This window comes from Actinokineospora sp., assembly GCF_050699995.1.
Taxonomy (GTDB): Bacteria; Actinomycetota; Actinomycetes; order Mycobacteriales; family Pseudonocardiaceae; genus Actinokineospora.
Map to the genome: position 1 here is coordinate 1 of NZ_JBOHGC010000048.1, position 18,611 is coordinate 18,611.

17 protein-coding genes and 1 tRNA gene are annotated in these 18,611 nt (G+C 69.5%); 10 read left to right on the forward strand and 8 right to left on the reverse strand.

Going from position 1 to position 18,611, the window contains the following annotated elements:
• Positions 1 to 2: 2 nt before the first annotated feature.
• Positions 3 to 86 (reverse strand) — tRNA-Leu (locus ACRDSQ_RS02860).
• A gap of 98 nt (positions 87 to 184) precedes the next feature.
• Between ACRDSQ_RS02860 and ACRDSQ_RS02865 the strand changes: the two genes are divergently transcribed.
• The 4 genes from ACRDSQ_RS02865 to ACRDSQ_RS02880 all read left to right on the forward strand — a co-directional run bounded on the left by ACRDSQ_RS02865 (position 185) and on the right by ACRDSQ_RS02880 (position 4,339).
• The gene (locus ACRDSQ_RS02865) at positions 185 to 1,516 is read left to right on the forward strand and encodes a M20/M25/M40 family metallo-hydrolase (protein ID WP_431418489.1); all 1,332 of its coding nucleotides are present in this window, start codon (positions 185 to 187) and stop codon (positions 1,514 to 1,516) included.
• Between the two features lie 20 nt (positions 1,517 to 1,536).
• Positions 1,537 to 2,421 carry an alpha/beta fold hydrolase gene (locus ACRDSQ_RS02870; protein ID WP_431418490.1) on the forward strand — a complete coding sequence of 295 codons (885 nt, stop codon included), beginning with the start codon at positions 1,537 to 1,539 and terminating at the stop codon, positions 2,419 to 2,421.
• Between the two features lie 656 nt (positions 2,422 to 3,077).
• Positions 3,078 to 3,812 (forward strand): MFS transporter, encoded by a 735-nt coding sequence (locus tag ACRDSQ_RS02875; RefSeq protein WP_431418492.1) that lies wholly within the window; start codon positions 3,078 to 3,080, stop codon positions 3,810 to 3,812.
• Positions 3,813 to 3,856: 44 nt separating this feature from the next.
• Entirely contained in the window at positions 3,857 to 4,339 is a 483-nt protein-coding gene (locus ACRDSQ_RS02880) for a DUF2231 domain-containing protein (protein ID WP_431418494.1), read from the forward strand.
• Here the strand turns inward: ACRDSQ_RS02880 and ACRDSQ_RS02885 are convergent.
• Both ACRDSQ_RS02885 and ACRDSQ_RS02890 read right to left on the reverse strand, forming a co-directional pair.
• Positions 4,332 to 4,544, reverse strand: a complete 213-nt coding sequence (locus tag ACRDSQ_RS02885; RefSeq protein ID WP_091369063.1) for a DUF5703 family protein — start codon at positions 4,542 to 4,544, stop codon at positions 4,332 to 4,334. The two genes, ACRDSQ_RS02880 and ACRDSQ_RS02885, sit on opposite strands and share 8 nt — an antisense overlap.
• Entirely contained in the window at positions 4,541 to 5,536 is a 996-nt protein-coding gene (locus ACRDSQ_RS02890; protein ID WP_431418496.1) for a YncE family protein, read from the reverse strand. Before ACRDSQ_RS02890 ends, ACRDSQ_RS02885 begins: the two co-directional genes overlap by 4 nt.
• A 166-nt stretch (positions 5,537 to 5,702) precedes the next feature.
• On the opposite strand from ACRDSQ_RS02890, the gene ACRDSQ_RS02895 reads away from it, so the two are divergent.
• On the forward strand, positions 5,703 to 6,122 hold the full coding sequence (locus tag ACRDSQ_RS02895; RefSeq protein WP_431418498.1) for a hypothetical protein: 420 nt from the start codon (positions 5,703 to 5,705) through the stop codon (positions 6,120 to 6,122).
• On the opposite strand, the gene ACRDSQ_RS02900 is transcribed toward ACRDSQ_RS02895, so the two are convergent.
• From ACRDSQ_RS02900 to ACRDSQ_RS02915, 4 genes are all read right to left on the reverse strand, one after another.
• On the reverse strand, positions 6,106 to 6,981 hold the full coding sequence (locus ACRDSQ_RS02900; RefSeq protein WP_431418500.1) for an SRPBCC domain-containing protein: 876 nt from the start codon (positions 6,979 to 6,981) through the stop codon (positions 6,106 to 6,108). The two genes, ACRDSQ_RS02895 and ACRDSQ_RS02900, sit on opposite strands and share 17 nt — an antisense overlap.
• Complete coding sequence (locus ACRDSQ_RS02905) at positions 6,974 to 7,531, reverse strand: helix-turn-helix domain-containing protein (protein ID WP_431418502.1); 558 nt, start codon at positions 7,529 to 7,531, stop codon at positions 6,974 to 6,976. The genes ACRDSQ_RS02900 and ACRDSQ_RS02905 overlap by 8 nt, the downstream gene beginning before the upstream one ends.
• 68 nt (positions 7,532 to 7,599) lie before the next feature.
• Positions 7,600 to 10,236, reverse strand: coding sequence for an AMP-binding protein (locus ACRDSQ_RS02910; protein WP_431418504.1), 2,637 nt, complete (start codon positions 10,234 to 10,236; stop codon positions 7,600 to 7,602).
• Positions 10,237 to 10,325: 89 nt separating this feature from the next.
• Entirely contained in the window at positions 10,326 to 11,303 is a 978-nt protein-coding gene (locus ACRDSQ_RS02915) for an aldo/keto reductase (RefSeq protein WP_431418506.1), read from the reverse strand.
• A 155-nt stretch (positions 11,304 to 11,458) separates the two neighbouring features.
• Between ACRDSQ_RS02915 and ACRDSQ_RS02920 the strand changes: the two genes are divergently transcribed.
• The 5 genes from ACRDSQ_RS02920 to ACRDSQ_RS02940 all read left to right on the forward strand — a co-directional run bounded on the left by ACRDSQ_RS02920 (position 11,459) and on the right by ACRDSQ_RS02940 (position 15,298).
• The gene (locus tag ACRDSQ_RS02920; RefSeq protein ID WP_431418508.1) at positions 11,459 to 12,508 is read left to right on the forward strand and encodes an LLM class F420-dependent oxidoreductase; all 1,050 of its coding nucleotides are present in this window, start codon (positions 11,459 to 11,461) and stop codon (positions 12,506 to 12,508) included.
• Positions 12,505 to 13,332 (forward strand): undecaprenyl-diphosphate phosphatase, encoded by an 828-nt coding sequence (locus ACRDSQ_RS02925; protein WP_431418509.1) that lies wholly within the window; start codon positions 12,505 to 12,507, stop codon positions 13,330 to 13,332. The genes ACRDSQ_RS02920 and ACRDSQ_RS02925 overlap by 4 nt, the downstream gene beginning before the upstream one ends.
• Before the next feature lie 108 nt (positions 13,333 to 13,440).
• A complete protein-coding gene (locus tag ACRDSQ_RS02930) occupies positions 13,441 to 14,142 on the forward strand; it encodes a histidine phosphatase family protein (RefSeq protein ID WP_431418511.1) in 702 nt (233 codons plus the stop codon).
• A gap of 131 nt (positions 14,143 to 14,273) precedes the next feature.
• Positions 14,274 to 14,717 carry a hypothetical protein gene (locus ACRDSQ_RS02935; RefSeq protein ID WP_431418513.1) on the forward strand — a complete coding sequence of 148 codons (444 nt, stop codon included), beginning with the start codon at positions 14,274 to 14,276 and terminating at the stop codon, positions 14,715 to 14,717.
• A gap of 35 nt (positions 14,718 to 14,752) precedes the next feature.
• Positions 14,753 to 15,298 (forward strand): hypothetical protein, encoded by a 546-nt coding sequence (locus tag ACRDSQ_RS02940; protein WP_431418515.1) that lies wholly within the window; start codon positions 14,753 to 14,755, stop codon positions 15,296 to 15,298.
• On the opposite strand, the gene ACRDSQ_RS02945 is transcribed toward ACRDSQ_RS02940, so the two are convergent.
• Entirely contained in the window at positions 15,292 to 18,447 is a 3,156-nt protein-coding gene (locus ACRDSQ_RS02945; protein ID WP_431418516.1) for a GH92 family glycosyl hydrolase, read from the reverse strand. The two genes, ACRDSQ_RS02940 and ACRDSQ_RS02945, sit on opposite strands and share 7 nt — an antisense overlap.
• Between the last annotated feature and the right edge of the window lie 164 nt (positions 18,448 to 18,611).

The following is an 18,611-nucleotide window of genomic DNA, read 5'->3' on the forward strand; positions in this document are numbered from 1 at the left end:
TGTGTCCGAGGGGGGACTTGAACCCCCACGCCCGTTAAGGGCACTAGCACCTCAAGCTAGCGCGTCTGCCATTCCGCCACCCGGACTTGCGGTCTCCCGCTGGTGTGTGCACAGAGTATCGGATGGGGTTGCGTGGTCCCAAATCGGGGCCGCCTCACCGCTCCGGTGGTGGTAGGAAAGCGGTGTGACCGAGCATCTGAGCGACACCAGGGACGTGGCTGAGGCCGAGTCGGTGCAGCTGACCAGTGAGTTGATCCGTATCGACACCACCAACACCGGGGATCCCGCGACGGTTGTGGGGGAGCGGGCTGCCGCGGAGTATGTGGCGGAGAAGCTGGCGGAGGTGGGGTTTGACACCACCTACGTCGAGTCGGGGGCCAAGGGGAGAGGCAACGTCTTCGCTCGGTTGGAGGGGGCTGACCCTTCGCGCGGTGCCCTGCTGGTGCACGGGCACCTCGACGCGGTTCCGGCTGATCCGTCCGAGTGGTCGGTTCATCCGCTGTCCGGCGCCGTCCAGGACGACTATGTGTGGGGCCGTGGCGCGGTCGACATGAAGGACATGGTGGCCATGACGCTGGCTACCGCCCGCCGGTTCAAGCGGGATGGGGTGGTGCCGCCTAGGGACATCATTTTTGCCTTTTTGGCTGATGAGGAGGCTGCGGGCGACTATGGCTCGCAGTGGCTGGTGCGGAATCGGCCGGAGCTGTTCGAGGGGGCGACCGAGGCGATCAGTGAGGTGGGCGGGTTCTCGATCACCGTGAAGGACGACGTCCGCGCCTACATGATCGAGACCGCCGAGAAGGGCATCGCCTGGTTGAAGTTGCGGGTGCGGGGGCGCGCGGGGCATGGGTCGATGGTTCATGAGGACAACGCGGTCACGAAGTTGACGCAGGCCGTCGCTCGGCTGGGGACGCACAAGTTTCCGCTGGTGCTGACCGAGTCGGTGCGTGAGTTCCTGGCCGCGATGAGCGAGATCACCGGGATGGAGTTCGACGAGGACGACCTCGAGGGCGCCGTCGGCAAGCTGGGCGCGGTGGCCCGGATGGTGGGGGCGACCATACGCGACACCGCCAATCCGACGATGCTGACGGCAGGCTACAAGGCCAACGTGATCCCCTCGGTGGCCGAGGCCGTTGTGGACTGTCGGGTGCTGCCGGGCCGGGAGGCCGCGTTCGAGCGTGAGCTGGACGAGATCCTCGGGCCCGATGTCGAGCGGGAGTGGGTGGCGAAGCTCCCGGCTGTCGAGACGACCTTCGATGGCGCCCTGGTGGACGCCATGACCGCCTCGATCGTGGCGGAGGACCCAGGCGCGCGGACGGTCCCGTACATGTTGTCCGGTGGGACGGACGCGAAGGCGTTCGACTCGTTGGGGATTCGGTGCTTTGGGTTCGCGCCGCTGCGGCTGCCCGCCGACCTTGACTTCGCCGCACTGTTCCATGGGGTTGACGAGCGGGTTCCGGTGGACGCGCTGAAGTTCGGGACGCGGGTGTTGGATCGGTTCCTGCGGACCTGCTGAGGTCGTGCCAGGATTCGGCGGTGCCCGCCACCACTGAACGCTTCGCCCTGTCCGACGGGGCGAAGCTGTCCATTCAGCGCGCGGGGGAACCCGACGCCGGGGTCACCGTCGTCCTGGCGCACAGCTACGCGATGGACCATCGGGCGTGGCACAAGATCATGGCCACTCTCCCCGACGCGACCGAGCAGCCGGTGCAGGTGGTGGCCTACGACCACCGCGGCCACGGGCAGTCGAGCGCGGCCGACGAGCACACGGCGACCGTCGAGCGGCTCGGTGACGACCTAGCCGAGATGATCGACGGCGCCGTGCCTTCGGGGCGGATCGTGTTGGTGGGGCACGGGATGGGCGGGCTGGTGTCGATGGCTTTGGCCGCTCGCCATGCCGCGTTGTTCGAGGCGCGGGTCGCGGGGTTGGCGCTGCTGTCGACGCCTGCCGGGTGGGTCGCGGAGGCGGCGATCCCGAGTTCGCTGGGCCGGATCGTGCAGGACCTGCGCGCGATTCTCGGGGCGAAGATCGTGGAGCGGGTGGCGCAGCGGATCGACAAGGCGAAGACCATCGGACTGCGGTGGCTGCTGCTCGGCGAGGACCCGGAGGCCGACGACGTGCGGCTGGTCGCGGAGATGATCGCGGCGCACTGGCCGGACACGGTGGCGCTGTTCCGGCCCGCGTTGGATCGGTACGACCAGGAGGCCGCGCTGTCGGTGGCGGCGGGCACACCGGTGGTGGCGATGGTGGGGGATCGGGACCGGGTGGTGCCGGTGTCGCATGTGGAGGCGTTGGCGGGAGCGGTGGCTGACGGGACGGCGGTGGTGTTGCCGGGACTCGGGCACATGCTGCCGCTGGAGGGTGTGGCACAGGTGCTGCCCCGGTTGGTGGGATTGGTGCACGCCGCGTTTCGGCGGTGAGATTCGAGAATGTGGGCCTGCCGTGGCGGGGAGCAGGATCGACTGGGCGGGTAGGGCTGGCAACAAGACGATTCGACTGGGATCACCGCGTGCGGCGGGCGAACAGGTTGGCAGCGCCGGGCGGGCGGTGGGCCCGGGCGGATCGGTGGAAGTTGCGGGCTGGGGAGCCGGGTCGGGCGGCTTGGTAGGTGGCCACGCGAACGGCTTCGCCGAGTCTGGCCCCGTGAACTCGGTCGAGTTGACCGGTGCGCGGACACGGCGGTCGGATCTTGCTGTCGGGTGGGGTGTCGCTCGCGGTTTCCGGTGCGCGTAAACGGTTTGCGGTTCGTGGGTGGGAACCGTGAGGGTGGGGTGGTGACGACGCCGCTGGCCGTGCCTGAGACGGTGAGTCGGCGGGTCATCTTTCTGCTTGCCGTCACCTGTGGTGTGGCGGTGGGGAACATCTACTTCCCGCAGGCGATCACGCCCTTGGTCGCGTCCGGCCTGCCGGGTTCCGGCCTATTCCGCGGCGATGGTGGTGACCGCGGCGCAGGTCGGTTACGCCCTGGGGATCTTCCTGCTGGTGCCGTTGGGTGACCGGTTCGCGCATCGGTCGTTGATCGTCACGCTGTTGGTGGTCACTCACCGGGACGCTGCTGGCCGGGTCCATCGGCGGGATGCTGTTGTCTCGCGCCTTCGCCGGAGTGGTCGGGGAGTGGCTGGGGTGGCGGGCGCCCTACCTGCTGGCCGCCGGACTGGTCCTGACCATGGCGACCGTGTTGGTGTTCGTCGCGCCGCGGACGGTTCCTTCCACGCGGCAGCGGTACGACGTGTTGCTGGGTGAGGCGTTGCGGTTGTTGCGGGCTGAGCGTGAGTTGCGGCGGTCCTGCTTCTGCCAGGCGACGATCTTCGGCGCGTTCACGGCGGTGTGGACCGGGCTCGCGTTGCTGCTGACCGGGCCGACCTACGGCTTGGGTGCGCATGTCGTCGGCGCGTTCGCGCTGGTCAACGCAGCCACGATGTTGTGCACTCCGCTCGCGGGGCGGTGGATTGATCGGCGCGGGCCGGACCCGGTCAACCTCGTCTGCATGCTCGCCGTCCTAGGGTCCGCGGTGGTCCTCGCGGGCGGCACGCCAGGTGGCGCCGCCGGCCTGGTCGCGTTGGTCGTGGGGACGCTGGTTCTCGACGTGGCCATGCAGAGCGGGATGGTCGCCAATCAGGTGCGGATCTTCGCCCTTCGACCCGAGGCGCGCGCCAGGCTTAACACCGCCTACATGACCTGCGCCTTCCTGGGCGGCAGTATTGGCTCCTGGTGGGGTGTTCGCGCCTTCGCCCAGTTCGGCTGGCCGGGTGTGTGCGGGTTGGTGGCGGTGTTCTCCGCTGCCGCTCTGACCCGTCACCTCGTGCGCTGAACCAGGTGGGGCCGCCGCGCGTAACACGAGTCGGAGGTGGTCCCATGCCTGAGTTCATCAACGGTCTTCCGCTGCACGCGTTGGTCGTGCACATCGTGGTCGTGATGGTCCCGCTGTCGGCCCTGGGCGCGGTGGTCATCGCTGTGTGGCCCGCCGCGCGGGCGCGGTTCGGGTGGCTGGTGGTGGCCGGGGCGGCGGTGGCGGCCGCGGCGACGCCGGTGGCGACCGACAGTGGAAAGAAGCTGGAGCGCAGGCTTCCCGAGAACGAACTGATCAACGCCCATGAGCGGCTCGGCGACCTGATGATCTACTTCACGCTGCCGCTGTTCGTGGTCGTCCTCGCACTGATGCTGGCCCACCGGGCCGCCACCCAGGCTGTGCCCGCTTCGTGGAGCAAGGTCGCGGTGATCGCCGCGGCGGTGCTCGCGGTGGGGTTCGGGGTGGCGTCGGGCGTGCACGCCTACCGCGTCGGCGACGCCGGGTCGCGCGCGGTGTGGGACGGGTTCGACCAGCTTCCAGTCAGGTGATGATGCCGGGCTGCGGGTGCGGACGCCGTTTGCGCCGCAGCCAGACTTTGCGGGTGCCGTCGGAGTAGAGCCGCACGTTCGACAGCTCCCATCCGGCGAACTCCGCGTGGATCGCCAGTTGCGTGGCCGCTGTCAGCCGCGACACCGCCGGTGGCAGCCGCAGCGGCCGGTACTCCCAATCGCCTTCGACCACCCCGTCACTCATGGTTCGATCACCTGGACACCTCCTCCGTTGGCGGACGCCACGACCACGCGCCCACTAGCCGGGTCGACGGCCACCGAGTTCGGCTGGCCGACGGTAGGGAACCGGTAACGCTGTTCTGGTTGTTCGCCGGCCACGTCGAAGCCGACCACTTCATTGGTCTCCGTCAGGGTCACCCACGCCAGGTCGCGGCGGGGGTCGAACGCGATCGCGTAGGGACCGCCGGGCACGGGGAAGCGCTGGCGCATCAGCAGTGGGTCCAGGGAGAACGCCAGCAGCGCGCCACCGCGGGTGTCGGTGACGAGGATGCGGCCGAACCGGTCGACGGTGCCGTTGGTGGCGCCCTGCCCGGCACGCAGGCCTTCGCCGACGGTGCCTTTGGCGACGTCGAGTTCGAACACCGCGTTGCGCAGCCGGTCGAGGACGGCGGCGCGGTCGCCGACGGCGTAGACCTGGTCGGCGCTGAGCAGCCCGCCGGTGATCATCCGGGTGCCCGCGCCCTCGAGGACGGCGACGGACTTGCGGTCGCGGACGGCCACGAGGGTGCTGTCGCGGTAGGTGGCGGCGTTGGCCGCGGTGCCGTCGACCGAGGAGGGCGCGACCTCGGCGGCGGGCAGGCTGACTCGCACGACCGTCTTGCCGGTCGACGCCAGTAGCGGGCCGCCCTCAGCGGCCAGTGTCAGCGACTCCGCGGCCGTGGCCAGGTCGACGGTGCGGGGCTCGCTGCTTAGGTTGTCGAGGTCGTAAAGCCGCAGGCCAGGCGGGTTGTCGACGGCGACGGCCAGGGTGCGGGTGCGGTCGTCGACGATCGCGGCGGACACCGCGGACAGCGGCAGAACCGTTCCGGTCGGGGTTGTCGCGGGCGCGGGGGAGTGCGCGGCGGTGGCGGCTACCGGGTTGTCGGACACCATCAGCTCGTCTTGCGGCTGCCCGTTGGACGAGCACCCGGCAAGGGTGGCGATAGCGACGACGGCGGCGCCCAAGCGTCGCGACAAGTTTCCTCCGGTGGCCGAGGGGGTATGGGTCTCACATAAGCATCCCGCACCTTGCCCGGGGAGGCCACGTTCCACACCGACATGTCTCTCACATCCGGACACCGATTCGACACCAAGCTGTAACAACTACGGGGTCCGCTTCGAAGCAGTGGACACGGAGGTATCAATGGCGATAGATCCGGCCCACCTGCCCATCTTCGGCGACCCGCGGCCCAGTGCGGCGCCCGCGGTGGTGCGCGCCGCCCGCGGGCTGTTCATCACCCAGGTCGCGCTGTCCACGATCCACCTGACCGTGGTCTGGGCGCGCAGCGGCCTGGACCTGTCGCTGTATCTCGTGCCGCTCGCGGTGACCGTGTGGCTGGCGGTGAGCATGTCGACGGGCCGTGACTGGGCGCGGGTCGGCGTGGTCATCGTCTCGGGTCTGTCGGTGTTGTTCTCGATCGGGCTGACCTCGTATCCGGTCGATGTCGCGCTGCTGGTCCCGATCGTGGCCGCGGTCGCCGTCGGCACCTACCTGGTCTACCGGCCCGAGTTGCGCGAGTTCTTCGAGCCGGCCGAGGACGACAAGGTCAGGACCCGATGGTGATGATGCCTTCGGGCATGCCGGGCATGCTGAAGCTGAGCCAGATGTTCTTCCAGTCCTTGATCTCGAAGTAGCGGCGCAGTTCGGCGAAGCCGCTGAGCCAGCCCATCCAGGCGTCGTAGGGCGGGTGCTCGAATCCGCTCTGCATGAACGTGATCCGCGTCTTGCCGTCGCTGCCGTCGAGTTCCCAGGTGGACACTCCGGCTTCGCGGAGGTCGATGGCGAGTTTGTGGCCCGGGTCGTAGGCCACGATGGTCCCCGGGTTGTCCTCGACGTCGAACCCGCCCATGGCGAACCGGCCGCCGACGTAGGGCTCCATTTCGCATTTGGCGCCGAACCAGGCGCTGAACTTCTCCGGGTCGACCAGGGCGTCGAACACGTCGGCGGGGTCGGCGGCGATGTCGAACTGGGCGCGCATCTCGGTGGTCGTGAAGTCGCACAGAGCGGTCAGCGGGCGGTTGTCGAGGTGGTCGACCAGGTTGGCGACGGCGAGTGCCCAGAAGGTCTGCAGGGCGGAGCGCTGGGTGGTGTCGGTCGTCATCTCCTCCCAGGTCGGCATGCCTGACTGGGACAGGGTGAGGACGGTCGTATGGTCGGTTTCGGGTTCGAGGGTGATCTCGGTGGTGGTCTCGGCGTCGTCGATGGTCCAGGTGAACCGCAGGGTGGTGTCGTCGGCGTGGAGCAGCCGCTGGCGGGGCTGGTCGCCCGCGGGGGTGTAGCGGCCCCAGAAGGCGTAGGTGTGGGGCAGGTCGACCTCGGTGTGCTCGGCGAGCCAGGTGGTGAGCTCGGCGGGGTCGGTCAGGGCGTGGCGCACGCGGTCGAGGGGAGCCGGGACTCGGACGCTGAAGCTCATGTCAGTCATGGGGTTCTTCCTTCGGGTAGCAGGCCACGACGAGCTTGAAGGCGTCGCCCTCGGCGCCGCCGTAGCGGGTGAACAGGTCGTGCACGGTGTTTTGCAGATCGGCCAGGAACTCCTGGCGGCGTTCGGGCTCGACGCGGATCGCCCCGGACACCCCGATGGACGGTAGTTCGGGGGCGGTGGGGTCGAGCGCCGCGATGTCGGCCTGGACGTCCTCCATCAGGTCGAGGAGGTAGCCGAGGCTGAGTTCGTCGCGCGGTCTCGTCAGGCCGACCTTGCCGACGAGCCGGGGTGAGAGCCAGTAGGAGCGGGCGGTCGCCTGGTAGACGCCTTCGGTGATCCCGCGGACTCGGCGTTCGCTCACCAGGGTGGCCAGGCCGGCGTCGACCAGGCGTTTGACGTGGTAGTAGACCCGTTGCGGGGTCTGGTCGAGGCGGGTGGCGACCTCGGTGCACGAGCGGGGTTCGGCGAGTTGCCGCAGCACTTCGATGCGCTGCGGCTTGAGCAGGGTCTCGGCCTGCTCGATCTGATCCAGATACAGGACTTCTCTCATGGCAAAGTAAGTTTTCACGTAAAAATCCATTTTGTCAATGGAGCCTGCTGTGGCTTTCGAGGGCGCTTCTACAGGGTGCGGAACTTGCCGATCCAGCAGGACAAGCGCCAGACGGCGACGCCGACGGCGAGGGTGATGACCAGGACTGCCGAGGCAGGCAGGTGCGGCAGCAGGGGCAGGAAGACGACGTAGTGGGTCAGGTAGACGTAGAGCGATCCGCCCGCGAGCAGGCCGCTGAGCCGCACGAGGGGGCCGGGGGCCTGGATCCGGGGGACGAACAGGACCAGGAGCAGGCCGCCGACGACGATGGCGTCGCGGATCGGGTCGTCGAAGTAGCCGGGGACGACCAGCAGGGTCACGATCACCGCGGCGACCCGCTGTGACGGTGTGGTGGCGCGTTGCACCAGCCAGCCGAGGACGAACAGCCACAGGACGCCGTGCAGGCTCATGTCGCGGGCGGAGAAGCCGTTGGCGGTGGGGAGGTGCTCCGCGGGCACGCGCGCGATCAACGTCAGGATGAGCATTCCCGCCGCGAGCGCGAAGCCGTTGGTGACGGCGAGGCGGCGGACCGCGGGGACGGCGAAGAGCAGCGCCATGAGCACGAGGATCTGGACGAGGACTTCCACGTACCAGTAGGCGATCGTGCCGGACTGCACGAAGTTGTTGACCAACAACACGTTGGGGATGACGACGTTCTCCGCCTCGATCGACCGCCACGCCAACCACAGCGACGACGGCACGGCGATGCGCGCGGCGGCACGGCCGATACGGCCCGCCATGCGGGTGGGGTCGACGGGGGCGATGGCGAAGCGGGCGAAGCTCCAGCCCGCGATGACGAGCAGCAGGTGCGCGCCGCCCCAGACCTGGGTGAGACCGATGTGGGTGGCGACGATGAGGGTGATCGCGAGCGCGCGCAGGGCGATGTTGGTTTCCAGCGACCGCAGCCTGCGGCGTTTGACGCCGGTGTTCTCGAGGTCGCGGACCGGCATGGTGTGCCAGTCGTCTGGGACGTGGCCCAGGAGGCGTTCGAGGTCGATGGACGCGCGCACGTAGGTCAGGGAGTCGCCGCCGAGGCTGACGAAGGTGGCGTCGTCGGGGATGTCGGCCCGGTTGAGCGCCCGCCGATACACCCCACGAACCGAGTCACCCGAATCGCTCGAACGGCCCCCGCGCAGCCCCCGCCCATCCCCGGGGGGACGGCCCTTGGCCAGTCTATCGGGGTGGGGTGACGGGTGATCTTGGTTTGGGTCGGGGTGTGGATAACTCGGCGGGTGGGGATCGTGGTCGGGGTGGGAGGTGGTGGTCGCGGTGGAGTGTCGGTGTGGGGGTGTAGGGGCGGTGCGGGGGCGGCGGGTGGCGTTTGGGGAGTGGTGGGGCGCCTGGATGGCGGCATAGTCGAGTTTGCCGGTGGCCAGGCGGGGGAGCGTGGCGTACTCGCGGACGTCGATCACGTGGTTCGGGAGGCCGGTGCGGGACCTGACCACGTCCACGGCGGCCGCGGTGTCCTGGCCGTGCGTGAGGGCGAGGATGAGGGTGGCGTCGTCGCCGGTGGTGGCGGCGTGGAAGCTGGCTGCCGACAGGGATTTCTCGATTTCGTCGAGGTCTACGCGTAGGCCGAAGAGTTTGACGAAGCGGCTTTTGCGGCCGATGACTTCATACAGGCCGTCGGATGCGCGCCGGGCGAGGTCGCCGGTGGGGAGGGCGCCGAGGGTGGCGCCGAGGGCCAGATCCGCGGGGGTGCGGGCGTAGCCGAGCATGACGTTGGGGCCGCGGTAGACGAGTTCGCCGTCGGGGCGGATTTCGAAGGAGCCGCCGGGGATGGGCACGCCGATGGCCTCGGGGCGGGTCGCGGCGAGATCCGGGGGCAGGTAGGCCATGCGGGCGGTGGCCTCGGTCTGGCCGTACATGACAAAGAATCGCCAGCCACGCGCGTCGGCGAGCGCGGCGTAGCGGCGGACCTGCGATGGGGCCAGCCTGCCGCCTGCCTGGGTGACGTAGCGCAGGGTCGGCAGGTCCCGCTCGGCGAAGCCCGCTCGGTCGAGCAGGTCGAACGTGTACGGGACGCCGTGCAGGCTGGTGCCGCCGTGGGCGCGGAAGGACTCCCAGAAACACTTGTCGACGACCGAATGGTCGCTGAGCAGCAGCGCCGCCCCACGCGAGAGGTTGCTGTTGATGACCGACAAGCCGTAGCAGTAGTGCATCGGCAGGGTCGTGGCCGCGCGGTCGGTGTCACGGATGTCCAGGTAGGACGCGATCGACTCGGCGTTCGCCTGCAGGTTCGCCGCCGAGAGCCGGACAAGCTTGGGGGAGCCGGTGCTGCCCGAAGTGGACAGCAACAGCACCAGATCCGGGTGCAGGTCGTGCACTGTGCCGTCGCGCCGCTCGCAAAGGCCTGCCGCGGTGTGGACGACATCCGGGTCGTAGACCGCGGTCAGCGCATCCACTTGGGAACCGGTGAGCAACACGGGATGACCACCGTGCAGCGCGGCCAGGTACATGACAAGCGAATCGACGTCGTTGGCCGTTGCGACCAGCACCAGCCTGCGGGTCGTGCCCAGGGTGCCGGCTGTGGACTCGACCCGCTCAGCGAGCTCCCGGTAGGTCAGCGAACCCTCTCGGGAGATGACCGCGACCCGGTCGCCGAAGTCCGCCAGTGCGTGGACAAATGGGACCCCGAGAGCCACGGGCGCGCTGAGCAGCTCCATGGGTGATCCTCGGCGTCGACGGTGAGATACATGCCGAGGTGAGCATAGGCTAACCAACCTTGCTGGTCATCCGTCATTCGCGTCACAGATCACCCGAGGCGGCGCTCCGGATACCCGAGTTCGATATCGCTGACGTCGTCGAGGGCGGCGCGGATCGCGGGTGGCAGTTCCAACTCCTCGGCCATCAGCGAACCCAACAGCTGGCCGGTGTCACGGGCGCCGACCACGGGAGCCACGACGCCCGGCCGGTCACGCACCCAAGCCAGCGCCACGGCCAGCGGCGACGTGCCCAAGCCGTCAGCGGCCGTTGCCACCGCCTGCACGATCCGGCCGGCTCGGTCGGTGCGGTGCTGCTCCACATAGGACGCGTACTTCTCCGACGCTCCACGCGAGTCCGCGGGGGTGCTGGTGCGGTACTTGCCGGTGAGCACGCCCCGGCCCAGCGGCGCCCACGGCAGGATGCCCAACCCGTGGTGCTCGGCGGCCGGTACGACCTCCCGCTCGATCCCGCGCTCCAGCAGCGAGTACTCGACCTGCGTGCTGACCAGGGGCGCGGCCCCGGCGGTGAACGACTGGCGACTCGCGGCCGTCGCGGTCTGCCAGCCGGTGTAGTTCGAGATGCCCGCGTAGCGCACCTTGCCGCTGCGCACGGCCGCGTCGACCGCCGCCAGCGTCTCCTCCAGCGGCACCGTCGCGTCCCACGCGTGCAGCTGCCACAGGTCGACGTGGTCGGTGTCGAGCCGGTTCAGCGACTGCTCCAACGCCGTGAGCAGCGCACCCCTGGACGCGCCGCCGCCAAACGGTCCGTCGGTGCGCCGCGCTACCGCCTTGGTGGCCAGCACGATCGCGTCACGGGGGACCACGTCGTCGATCAGGGCGCCGAGGATGTTCTCGGCCTCACCGTCGGAGTAGACGTCGGCGGTGTCGACCAGTGTCCCGCCCACGTCGACGAACGTGCTCAGCTGGCTGGCGGCTTCGTCCGGCTCGGTGTCCCCGCCCCAGGTCATCGTGCCCAGCGCCATCCGGGACACCCGCAGCCCACTTCGCCCAAGGTGTCTCTGTTCCACTGGCCCGCCTCCCCGGAATCTTTACGCTGGGTCACCATTGGTCATATAACCATGCGGAACAGCGGCAACCCGGGTCGGCCGCCGTCACGGTCCCCATAGATCACTGTTCGCGGGTCCCCTGGCCCCAGCCACTACTCATGGGTAACGTCCCGTGCATGCGACTGGGACTGAACATGGGCTACTGGGGCGCCGGAAACGACGCCGCGAACCTCGAGCTGGCCAAGGAGGCCGACCGGCTGGGCTATTCGGTGGCCTGGGTGGCCGAGGCCTACGGCAGCGACGCGCCGACCGTGCTCGCCTGGGTCGCCGCGCAGACCGAGCAGATCGACATCGGCAGCGCCATCCTGCAGATCCCCGCGCGCCGCCCGACCATGACCGCGATGACCGCGGCCACTCTCGACACCCTCTCCGGCGGCCGGTTCCGCCTGGGCCTGGGCGTGTCCGGGCCGCAGGTCTCCGAAGGCTGGTACGGCGTCAAGTTCGACAAGCCGCTGGGCCGCACCCGCGAGTACGTCGACATCGTGCGCCAGGCGCTGCGCCGCGAGCGCGTCGACTACCAGGGCAAGCACTTCGTGCAGCCGCTGCCCGACGGCCCCGGCAAGCCGCTGAAGCTGACCGTGCACCCGGTGCGCGAGCAGATCCCGATCTACCTGGCCTCGATCGGCCCGAAGAACCTCGAGCTGACCGGCGAGATCGCCGACGGCTGGCTGGCGATCTTCTACTCGCCCGAGCACGGTCGCGAGTCCCTGGAGCTCATCGCGAAGGGCCGGGCCAAGGCGGGCAAGACCCTCGAGGGGTTCGACGTCGTCCCGACCACCCCGATCGTCGTGGGCGAGGACTGGAAGGCCGCCGCGGACACCGTGCGCCCCTACGCCGCGCTCTACGTGGGCGGCATGGGCAGCCGCGAGCAGAACTTCTACAACCAGCTCGCCTGCCGCATGGGCTACGAGGCCGAAGCCGCCGAATGCCAGGACCTCTACCTCGCCAAGGACTACGCCGGCGCGGCCGCGAAGGTGCCGCTGGGCTTCATCGACGATACCGCGCTGCTCGGCCCGAAGGAGCGCATCGCGGCGAAGATGCAGGCCCTGGCGTCGTCGGGGGTCACCACACTGACCGTTTCGCCCATCCTGCAAGATTTGGAGCAAGCCAAGGCGGCCCTGCGCGTCGCCGTAGATGCTCTGGATCTCGCGGGAGTCGGTAGTTGACCTGGTTTCAAGCCATTGTCCTCGGCATCGTCCAAGGTCTGACCGAGTTCCTCCCGATCTCCTCGTCAGCGCACATCCGCATCGTCTCCGAACTGTGGTTCGGGGGCGACGCGGGCGCCTCGTTCACCGCGGTCATCCAGCTCGGCACCGAGGCCGCGGTGATCATCTACTTCGCCAAGGACATCTGGCGGCTGATCAAGGCGTGGTTCCGCGGGCTGCTCAACGCCGCCGCCCGGACCGACCCTGACTACAAGCTCGCCTGGTACGTGATCATCGGGTCGATCCCGATCAGCCTGCTCGGCGTGCTGTTCAAGGACGAGATTCGCAGCGGCCTGCGCAACCTGTGGATCACCGCGATGGTCCTGATGATCTTCGCGGTGATCCTGGCCGTGGCCGACGAGACCGCCAAGCTCAAGCGTGACTCGCTGACCATGAAGGACAGCATCTTCATGGGCCTGGCGCAGGCGATGGCGCTGATCCCCGGGGTGTCTCGCTCGGGCGGGACCCTGACCGCGGGCCTGTTCCTCGGCCTCAACCGGGAATCAGCTGCCACCTACTCGTTTCTGCTGGCGATCCCCGCGGTGTTCGGCGCCGGGATCTTCTCCATCCCCGACGTCCTCGACCGCGGCGGACCCGGTCTGCAGGCCGACATCCCGCAGACCATCGCGGCCACCGCGGTCTCCTTCGTCGTCGGCTACGCCTGCGTCGCCTGGCTGCTGCGCTACGTCTCCAAGCACAGCTACATGGTGTTCGTCTGGTACCGCATCGCCCTGGGCGCGGTGCTGTGCGGCCTGCTCGCCACCGGCGTCGTCGACCCGATCTAGAGCGGCGGTCAGGTCGTGGACGGTCTGCCCGCCGATGCTGACCTTGGTGATGGTCGACTGGACCGGGCGAGCGGGTCCGCCGCCGCGGGCGCGCATTAAGCTCGGGGCGTGGCCACAGTCGTTCTGCTCCGACATGCCCGATCCACCGCCAACGGCTCCGGCGTCCTCGCTGGGCGCTCCGAAGGGGTGCACCTCGACGACACCGGCCGGGCCCAGGCCGACGGGCTTGTCGCCCGCCTCGCCGACGTCCCGCTGCGCGCGATCGTCACCTCGCCGCTGACCCGGTGCGGCGAGACCGTCGCCCCGCTCGCCGCCGCCCGCGAACTCGTCCCCGTCACCGAGGACGCGCTCGCCGAGGTCGACTACGGCTCCTGGACCGGACGCGCGCTCAAGGATCTGTTCTCCGAACCGTTGTGGAAGGTCGTGCAGCAGCACCCGTCCGCCGCGGTGTTCCCCGGCGGCGAAGGGCTGGCCGCGGTGCAGTCCCGCGCGGTGGCCGCGGTCCGCGCGCACGACGCGAAGGTCACCGCCGAGCACGGCGACCACGCCGTCTGGCTGCTGTGCAGCCACGGCGACGTCATCAAGGCCATCCTGGCCGACGCCCTGGCGCAGCACCTCGACTCGTTCCAGCGGATCATGGTCGACCCGTCCTCGGTGTCGGTGGTGCGCTACACCGAGACCCGGCCGTTCGTGCTGCGGATGAACGACCTGGGCAGCGCGCTCACCGGGATCGTCCCGCCGGAGCCCAAGCCCGAGGAGGACGCGGTCGCCTCGGGTGACGCCGTGGTCGGTGGCTCGACCGGCGCCTGATTTTCGTCACGGAACGGACAACGGCGGCGGCCGAGCTGTCATCTCCGTGCCATCATGCGGCCTCCGATCAACGGATCGGCCCGTGAACCAGGAGCGTGGATGACGCACGACCAGCGGCGCCGAGCCCACTGATGGCCCCGGATCAGGCGCCCTCGGTTCGGCCGGGCACGGCCGTGTCGGCCGCCGTGCTGGCGTTCATCCAGGGATCCGCCACCGCGATGACGACGATCTACATGCTGATGGTCGGCATTCTGCGCGACGATTCCGCCGCCCCGGCTGTCGTGGGGCTCGCGGTGCTGCAGGTCATCGGCCTCTACCTGCTGTTCCACGGCGGGATCGTGCTGCTCCAAGGCCGCGGCCGCAAGGCACTGACCAGCGGCAACGCCATGCAGCTCGTCCTGTCGTGCCTCTGGGTCGCGACCGCGACCGAGTTCGGCGGCGACATCGATGTGTATGACCCCGCGGGCGGGCAGACCGTGGTGACCCGCTTCGCCGTGGCGTTCGCGGTGCTGCCGGTCATCAGCCTGATCCAGACCTGGCACCGCGACACCGGGGACTGGCTGCGCACGCACTGACCGATACTGGGCCCGAGCCGAAACGAGGAGCGTGGATGACACAGAACTGGGGAGACGGTCAACCAGGCGGCTACCAGAACTACGGTGGCCTGCCGATGGCGCCGGTGGACACCTCGCAACCGCACGTGCCCAGACCCGGCGTGGTGGTGTCGGCGGCGGTGCTGGCGTTCGTCCAGAGCGGTTTCACCGCGCTCACCGCGCTCACCGCGCTCACGACGCTCGTGATGATCTTCGTGGCGACGCAGCGAACCGGGTCGCAGGGCGTGCTCGCGCAGGGCATCTGGATCACTCAGGCCATCAGCGTGGCCGCGCTGATCTCCGGCGGAGTCCTGCTGCTCACCGGCAAGAACCGCGCGGTGCTGGTGGCGGGCAACGCCCTGCACCTGACGCTCTCCATGCTCTGGATCATCGTCGCCGTGCGGCTCCCCGGTGTCGATCTTGATCCCGAGGATCCCAGCGGCGCCAAGGGAGGCCTCGTCCTCATCGCCGTGGTCTTCAGCGTGCTGCCGGTCATCAGCCTGATCCAGGCGGGCCTGCAAAGTGTCGGCACCTGGCTGCGCTACCAGCGCGGCCGCTACTGAGCCAGCAGCTCGATCTGGGCGAGGGACACGGCGCCCTCGAAGACCAACGCGTAGTGGCGGTACGGGCCCGGCGCCTTCACCTTGAAGGGCCGGGTCTGCCTGCGACACGGGAACTCCTGGTCGGTGCGCTGGTCCAGTTCATCCCAGACGATTCCGTCCATCGACCCGCGCAGCACCCAGTCAGCCGGGTCCGGGCCATCGCCGCCCGACGTGAGCGTGTAGATCAGCACCTCGACCGGGTCCGTCTCGACCTCCACCGGGGCGTCCACAGTGGACTCGGTGCGGGTCGTGTCATCGAAGAGCGGACCCGGCAGCCCCCGGGTGAGGTCGCGCAGCGGCGGACCCGCACCCAACGCCGGGGGAGTGGCGGCAGGGCCGGTGCCCCAGTCCGAGGGTTCCGGGCCCATCTCGAAGTCCAGGCGCGCGCCGTCGGTGAGGACCTCGTGGCTGATGTAGGTGAGCCCGTACGGTTCGCCGTTGACCCGCAGGCTCTGCACATACACGTTCCGTCTGCCGTGGTTCGCCGCGGTGACCACCAACTCGCGCCCGTTCTCCAGCCGCACCACCGCGCGTGGGAACAACGGTGAGCCGATCACGTAGGTCGGGCTGCCCACGCGCAGCGGGTAGAAGCCCAAAGCGCTGAACAGGAACCAGGCCGACATCTCGCCGTTGTCCTCATCGCCCACGTACCCCTGGCCGATCTCGCTGCCCTGGTAGAGCCGGGCCAGCACGTCACGCACCTTCTCCTGGGCGCGTGCCGGGTGGCCTGCCTGGGTGTAGAGGTACGGGATGTGGTGGGCGGGCTGGTTGCTGTGCCCGTACTGCCCCATCCGCACGTCGCGCGCCTCGGTCATCTCATGGATGACCCGCCGGTAGGACCCCGGGTGCTTACCGGTCTCGGGGGTCGCGAAGTACTCGTCGAGCTTCGCCGCCAGCTCGTCCGGGCCGCCGTACAGCTCGGCCAGGCCCGCACCGTCGTGCGGCACGGCGAACGCGGCGGTCCACCCGTTGGTCTCGGTGTAGTCGTGGCCCCAGACCTTCGGGTCGTAAGACGCGGGCGACCACCGCCACCCGTCGGCCGGGCCGCGGCCCTGGAAGAATCCGATACGCGTATCGAAGTGGTGGACATAGTGGCGCGCGCGGTCGAGGAAGTACGCGTGGTTGTCCTCATCGCCCAGGGCGGCGGCGAGGTTGGCGATGCCGTAGTCGTTGACACAGCCCTCCAGCGCCCACGACAGGCCCTCGTGGGTGCTCGTCGGCGTGTAGTGCAGGAAGATCGAACGCTCCAGCCCCTTGCGTCCGACCGACTCGTCCGGCGGTGTCACCGTGGCGTTGCGCAGGGCGGCGGCGTAGGCGTCGCGGACGTCGAAACCGCGCACGCCCTTGAGGTAGGCGTCGGCGAACGCGACGTCGGAGCTGGTGCCGGTCATCAGGTTCGCGTAACCGGGCGAGGACCACCGCGAGACCCACCCGCCGTCGCGGTACTGCTGCAGGAACCCGTCGATCAGCTCACCGCAGCGGGTCGGGGCGAGCAGGGCGTACGCGGGCCAGCAGGTGCGGTAGGTGTCCCAGAAACCGTTGTTGACGAACACCTTCCCGTCGACGATGGCGGGCGGGCTGACCGGGCTGGCGTAGCGCGGGCCGGACGCGGTCTCCTCGTATCCGGAATTCGGATAGAGGAACAGCCGATACAGACACGAGTACAGGGTCGTCAGCTCGTCCTCGCTCGCCCCCTCGACCTCCACCCGGCCCAGCAACTCCGCCCACTGGGCGCGCGCCCGGTCCCGCACCGACTCATAGGTGTCGTCCGGGCCGATCTCCGTCTCGAGGTTGCGGCGCGCCTGCTCGGGGCTGATCAGCGATGTCGCGATGCGCACCGTCAGCACGGTCTCGCCCTCAGCCTCCGGTTCGAACCGCACCAACGCGGTCCGCGCCCACGCCAGTCCCCGCAGCCGGTGCCCGGATTCCAGGACCGGGCGGTCCACGGTGGCGTGCACGAACATCCGGCCCGCCCCGGCGGACAGGCCGGTGCGGACGTCGGAGTGCCCGGTGATCGTCCCGTCCGGCGCGACCCGCACCGCCCCGCCGAGGCCCACGTTGTCCAGCACCAGGTTCGCCTGCCCGGGCGGGAAGGTGAACCGCAGCACCGCCGCGTGGTCGGTGGGCGCCACCTGCGCGCGGATCCCGTTGTCGAACCGCACCTCGTAGCAGTGCGGGCGGGCGATCTCGTGCTCGCGGCGGAACGTCAGCGCCCGCGCCTCCCGCCCGACCTTCGTCTCCCGTGTCGGCATCAGGTGGAAGGTGTGCCGGTCGCCCATCCACGGGCTGGGCTGGTGGCTGATCCCGATCGCCTGCAGCGCGGGCTGGTTCCTCGGGGTCGACCCGCGGTGGTACTCGTAGAACCAGTTCGTCACCGCCGCGTTTGTCACCGGCGTCCAGAAGTTGAACCCGTGCGGCACCGCCGTCGCCGGGAAAGTGTTGCCCCGGGAGAACTCGTTCGACGAGTGCGTTCCGCGGGTGGTGAGCACCCGGTCGACCGGGTCGAGCACCCGCGGCGGCACCGACTCGACGGCGAGGTCGTCGATCCAGCCCGCGAACTCCGCCGGGCCCTGCGGGCCGCGGTAGGCGACGAGGATCCGGGTGATCGTCCGGCCCGCGGCGACCTCACCGAGCCGCACCGAACGGTGGTTCCACTGGTCCGGGAACAGCGCCCGCGACTCGCCCTGCCCCAGCGGGGTCATCGCGAACCCCAGTTGGTCGACCGCGCCCAGCTCACCGAGATAGGTGCCGTCGTCGAACAGCAGGTCCACGGCCACATACGTGCTCGGATAACGCAGATCGCCACCCACCAGCTCAGGGAACACCACGTAGCTGAGCACGGTGTCGGCCACGACCGGGATCTCGGTCCAGAACACCCGGTTCGTCTGGTACCCGACACCCGCCGCAGTGTGCGAACCCTCGTACCGAAGCGCACACGAACCGGTGAATCCGACCCCCGATCGAGCGGCAGGAGCGTCGGCCGGACCGCCCTCGACCCTGGTCCGCAGCGTCGCCCCGTCGGTCACCGCCGCGCCGCGCGCGGACACCTCGACGGTGTCCGACCAGGTCGGGACGGCATCGTCGGGCTCGAACGACGTGCGGAAGGTCATTGATCAAGGGTAGGCCGAAATTCGAGTGGTCGGCGCCACGACGCACCCGGCATGATGGGCACCGGCGGGTGTCGACGAGGAAGCGGCGCCCGCCCACCCATCTCCGACGGTGACCGAGCTCATCCCACCGGCTCGGCGGGTTGCCACCAGCCAGTACCCGACCG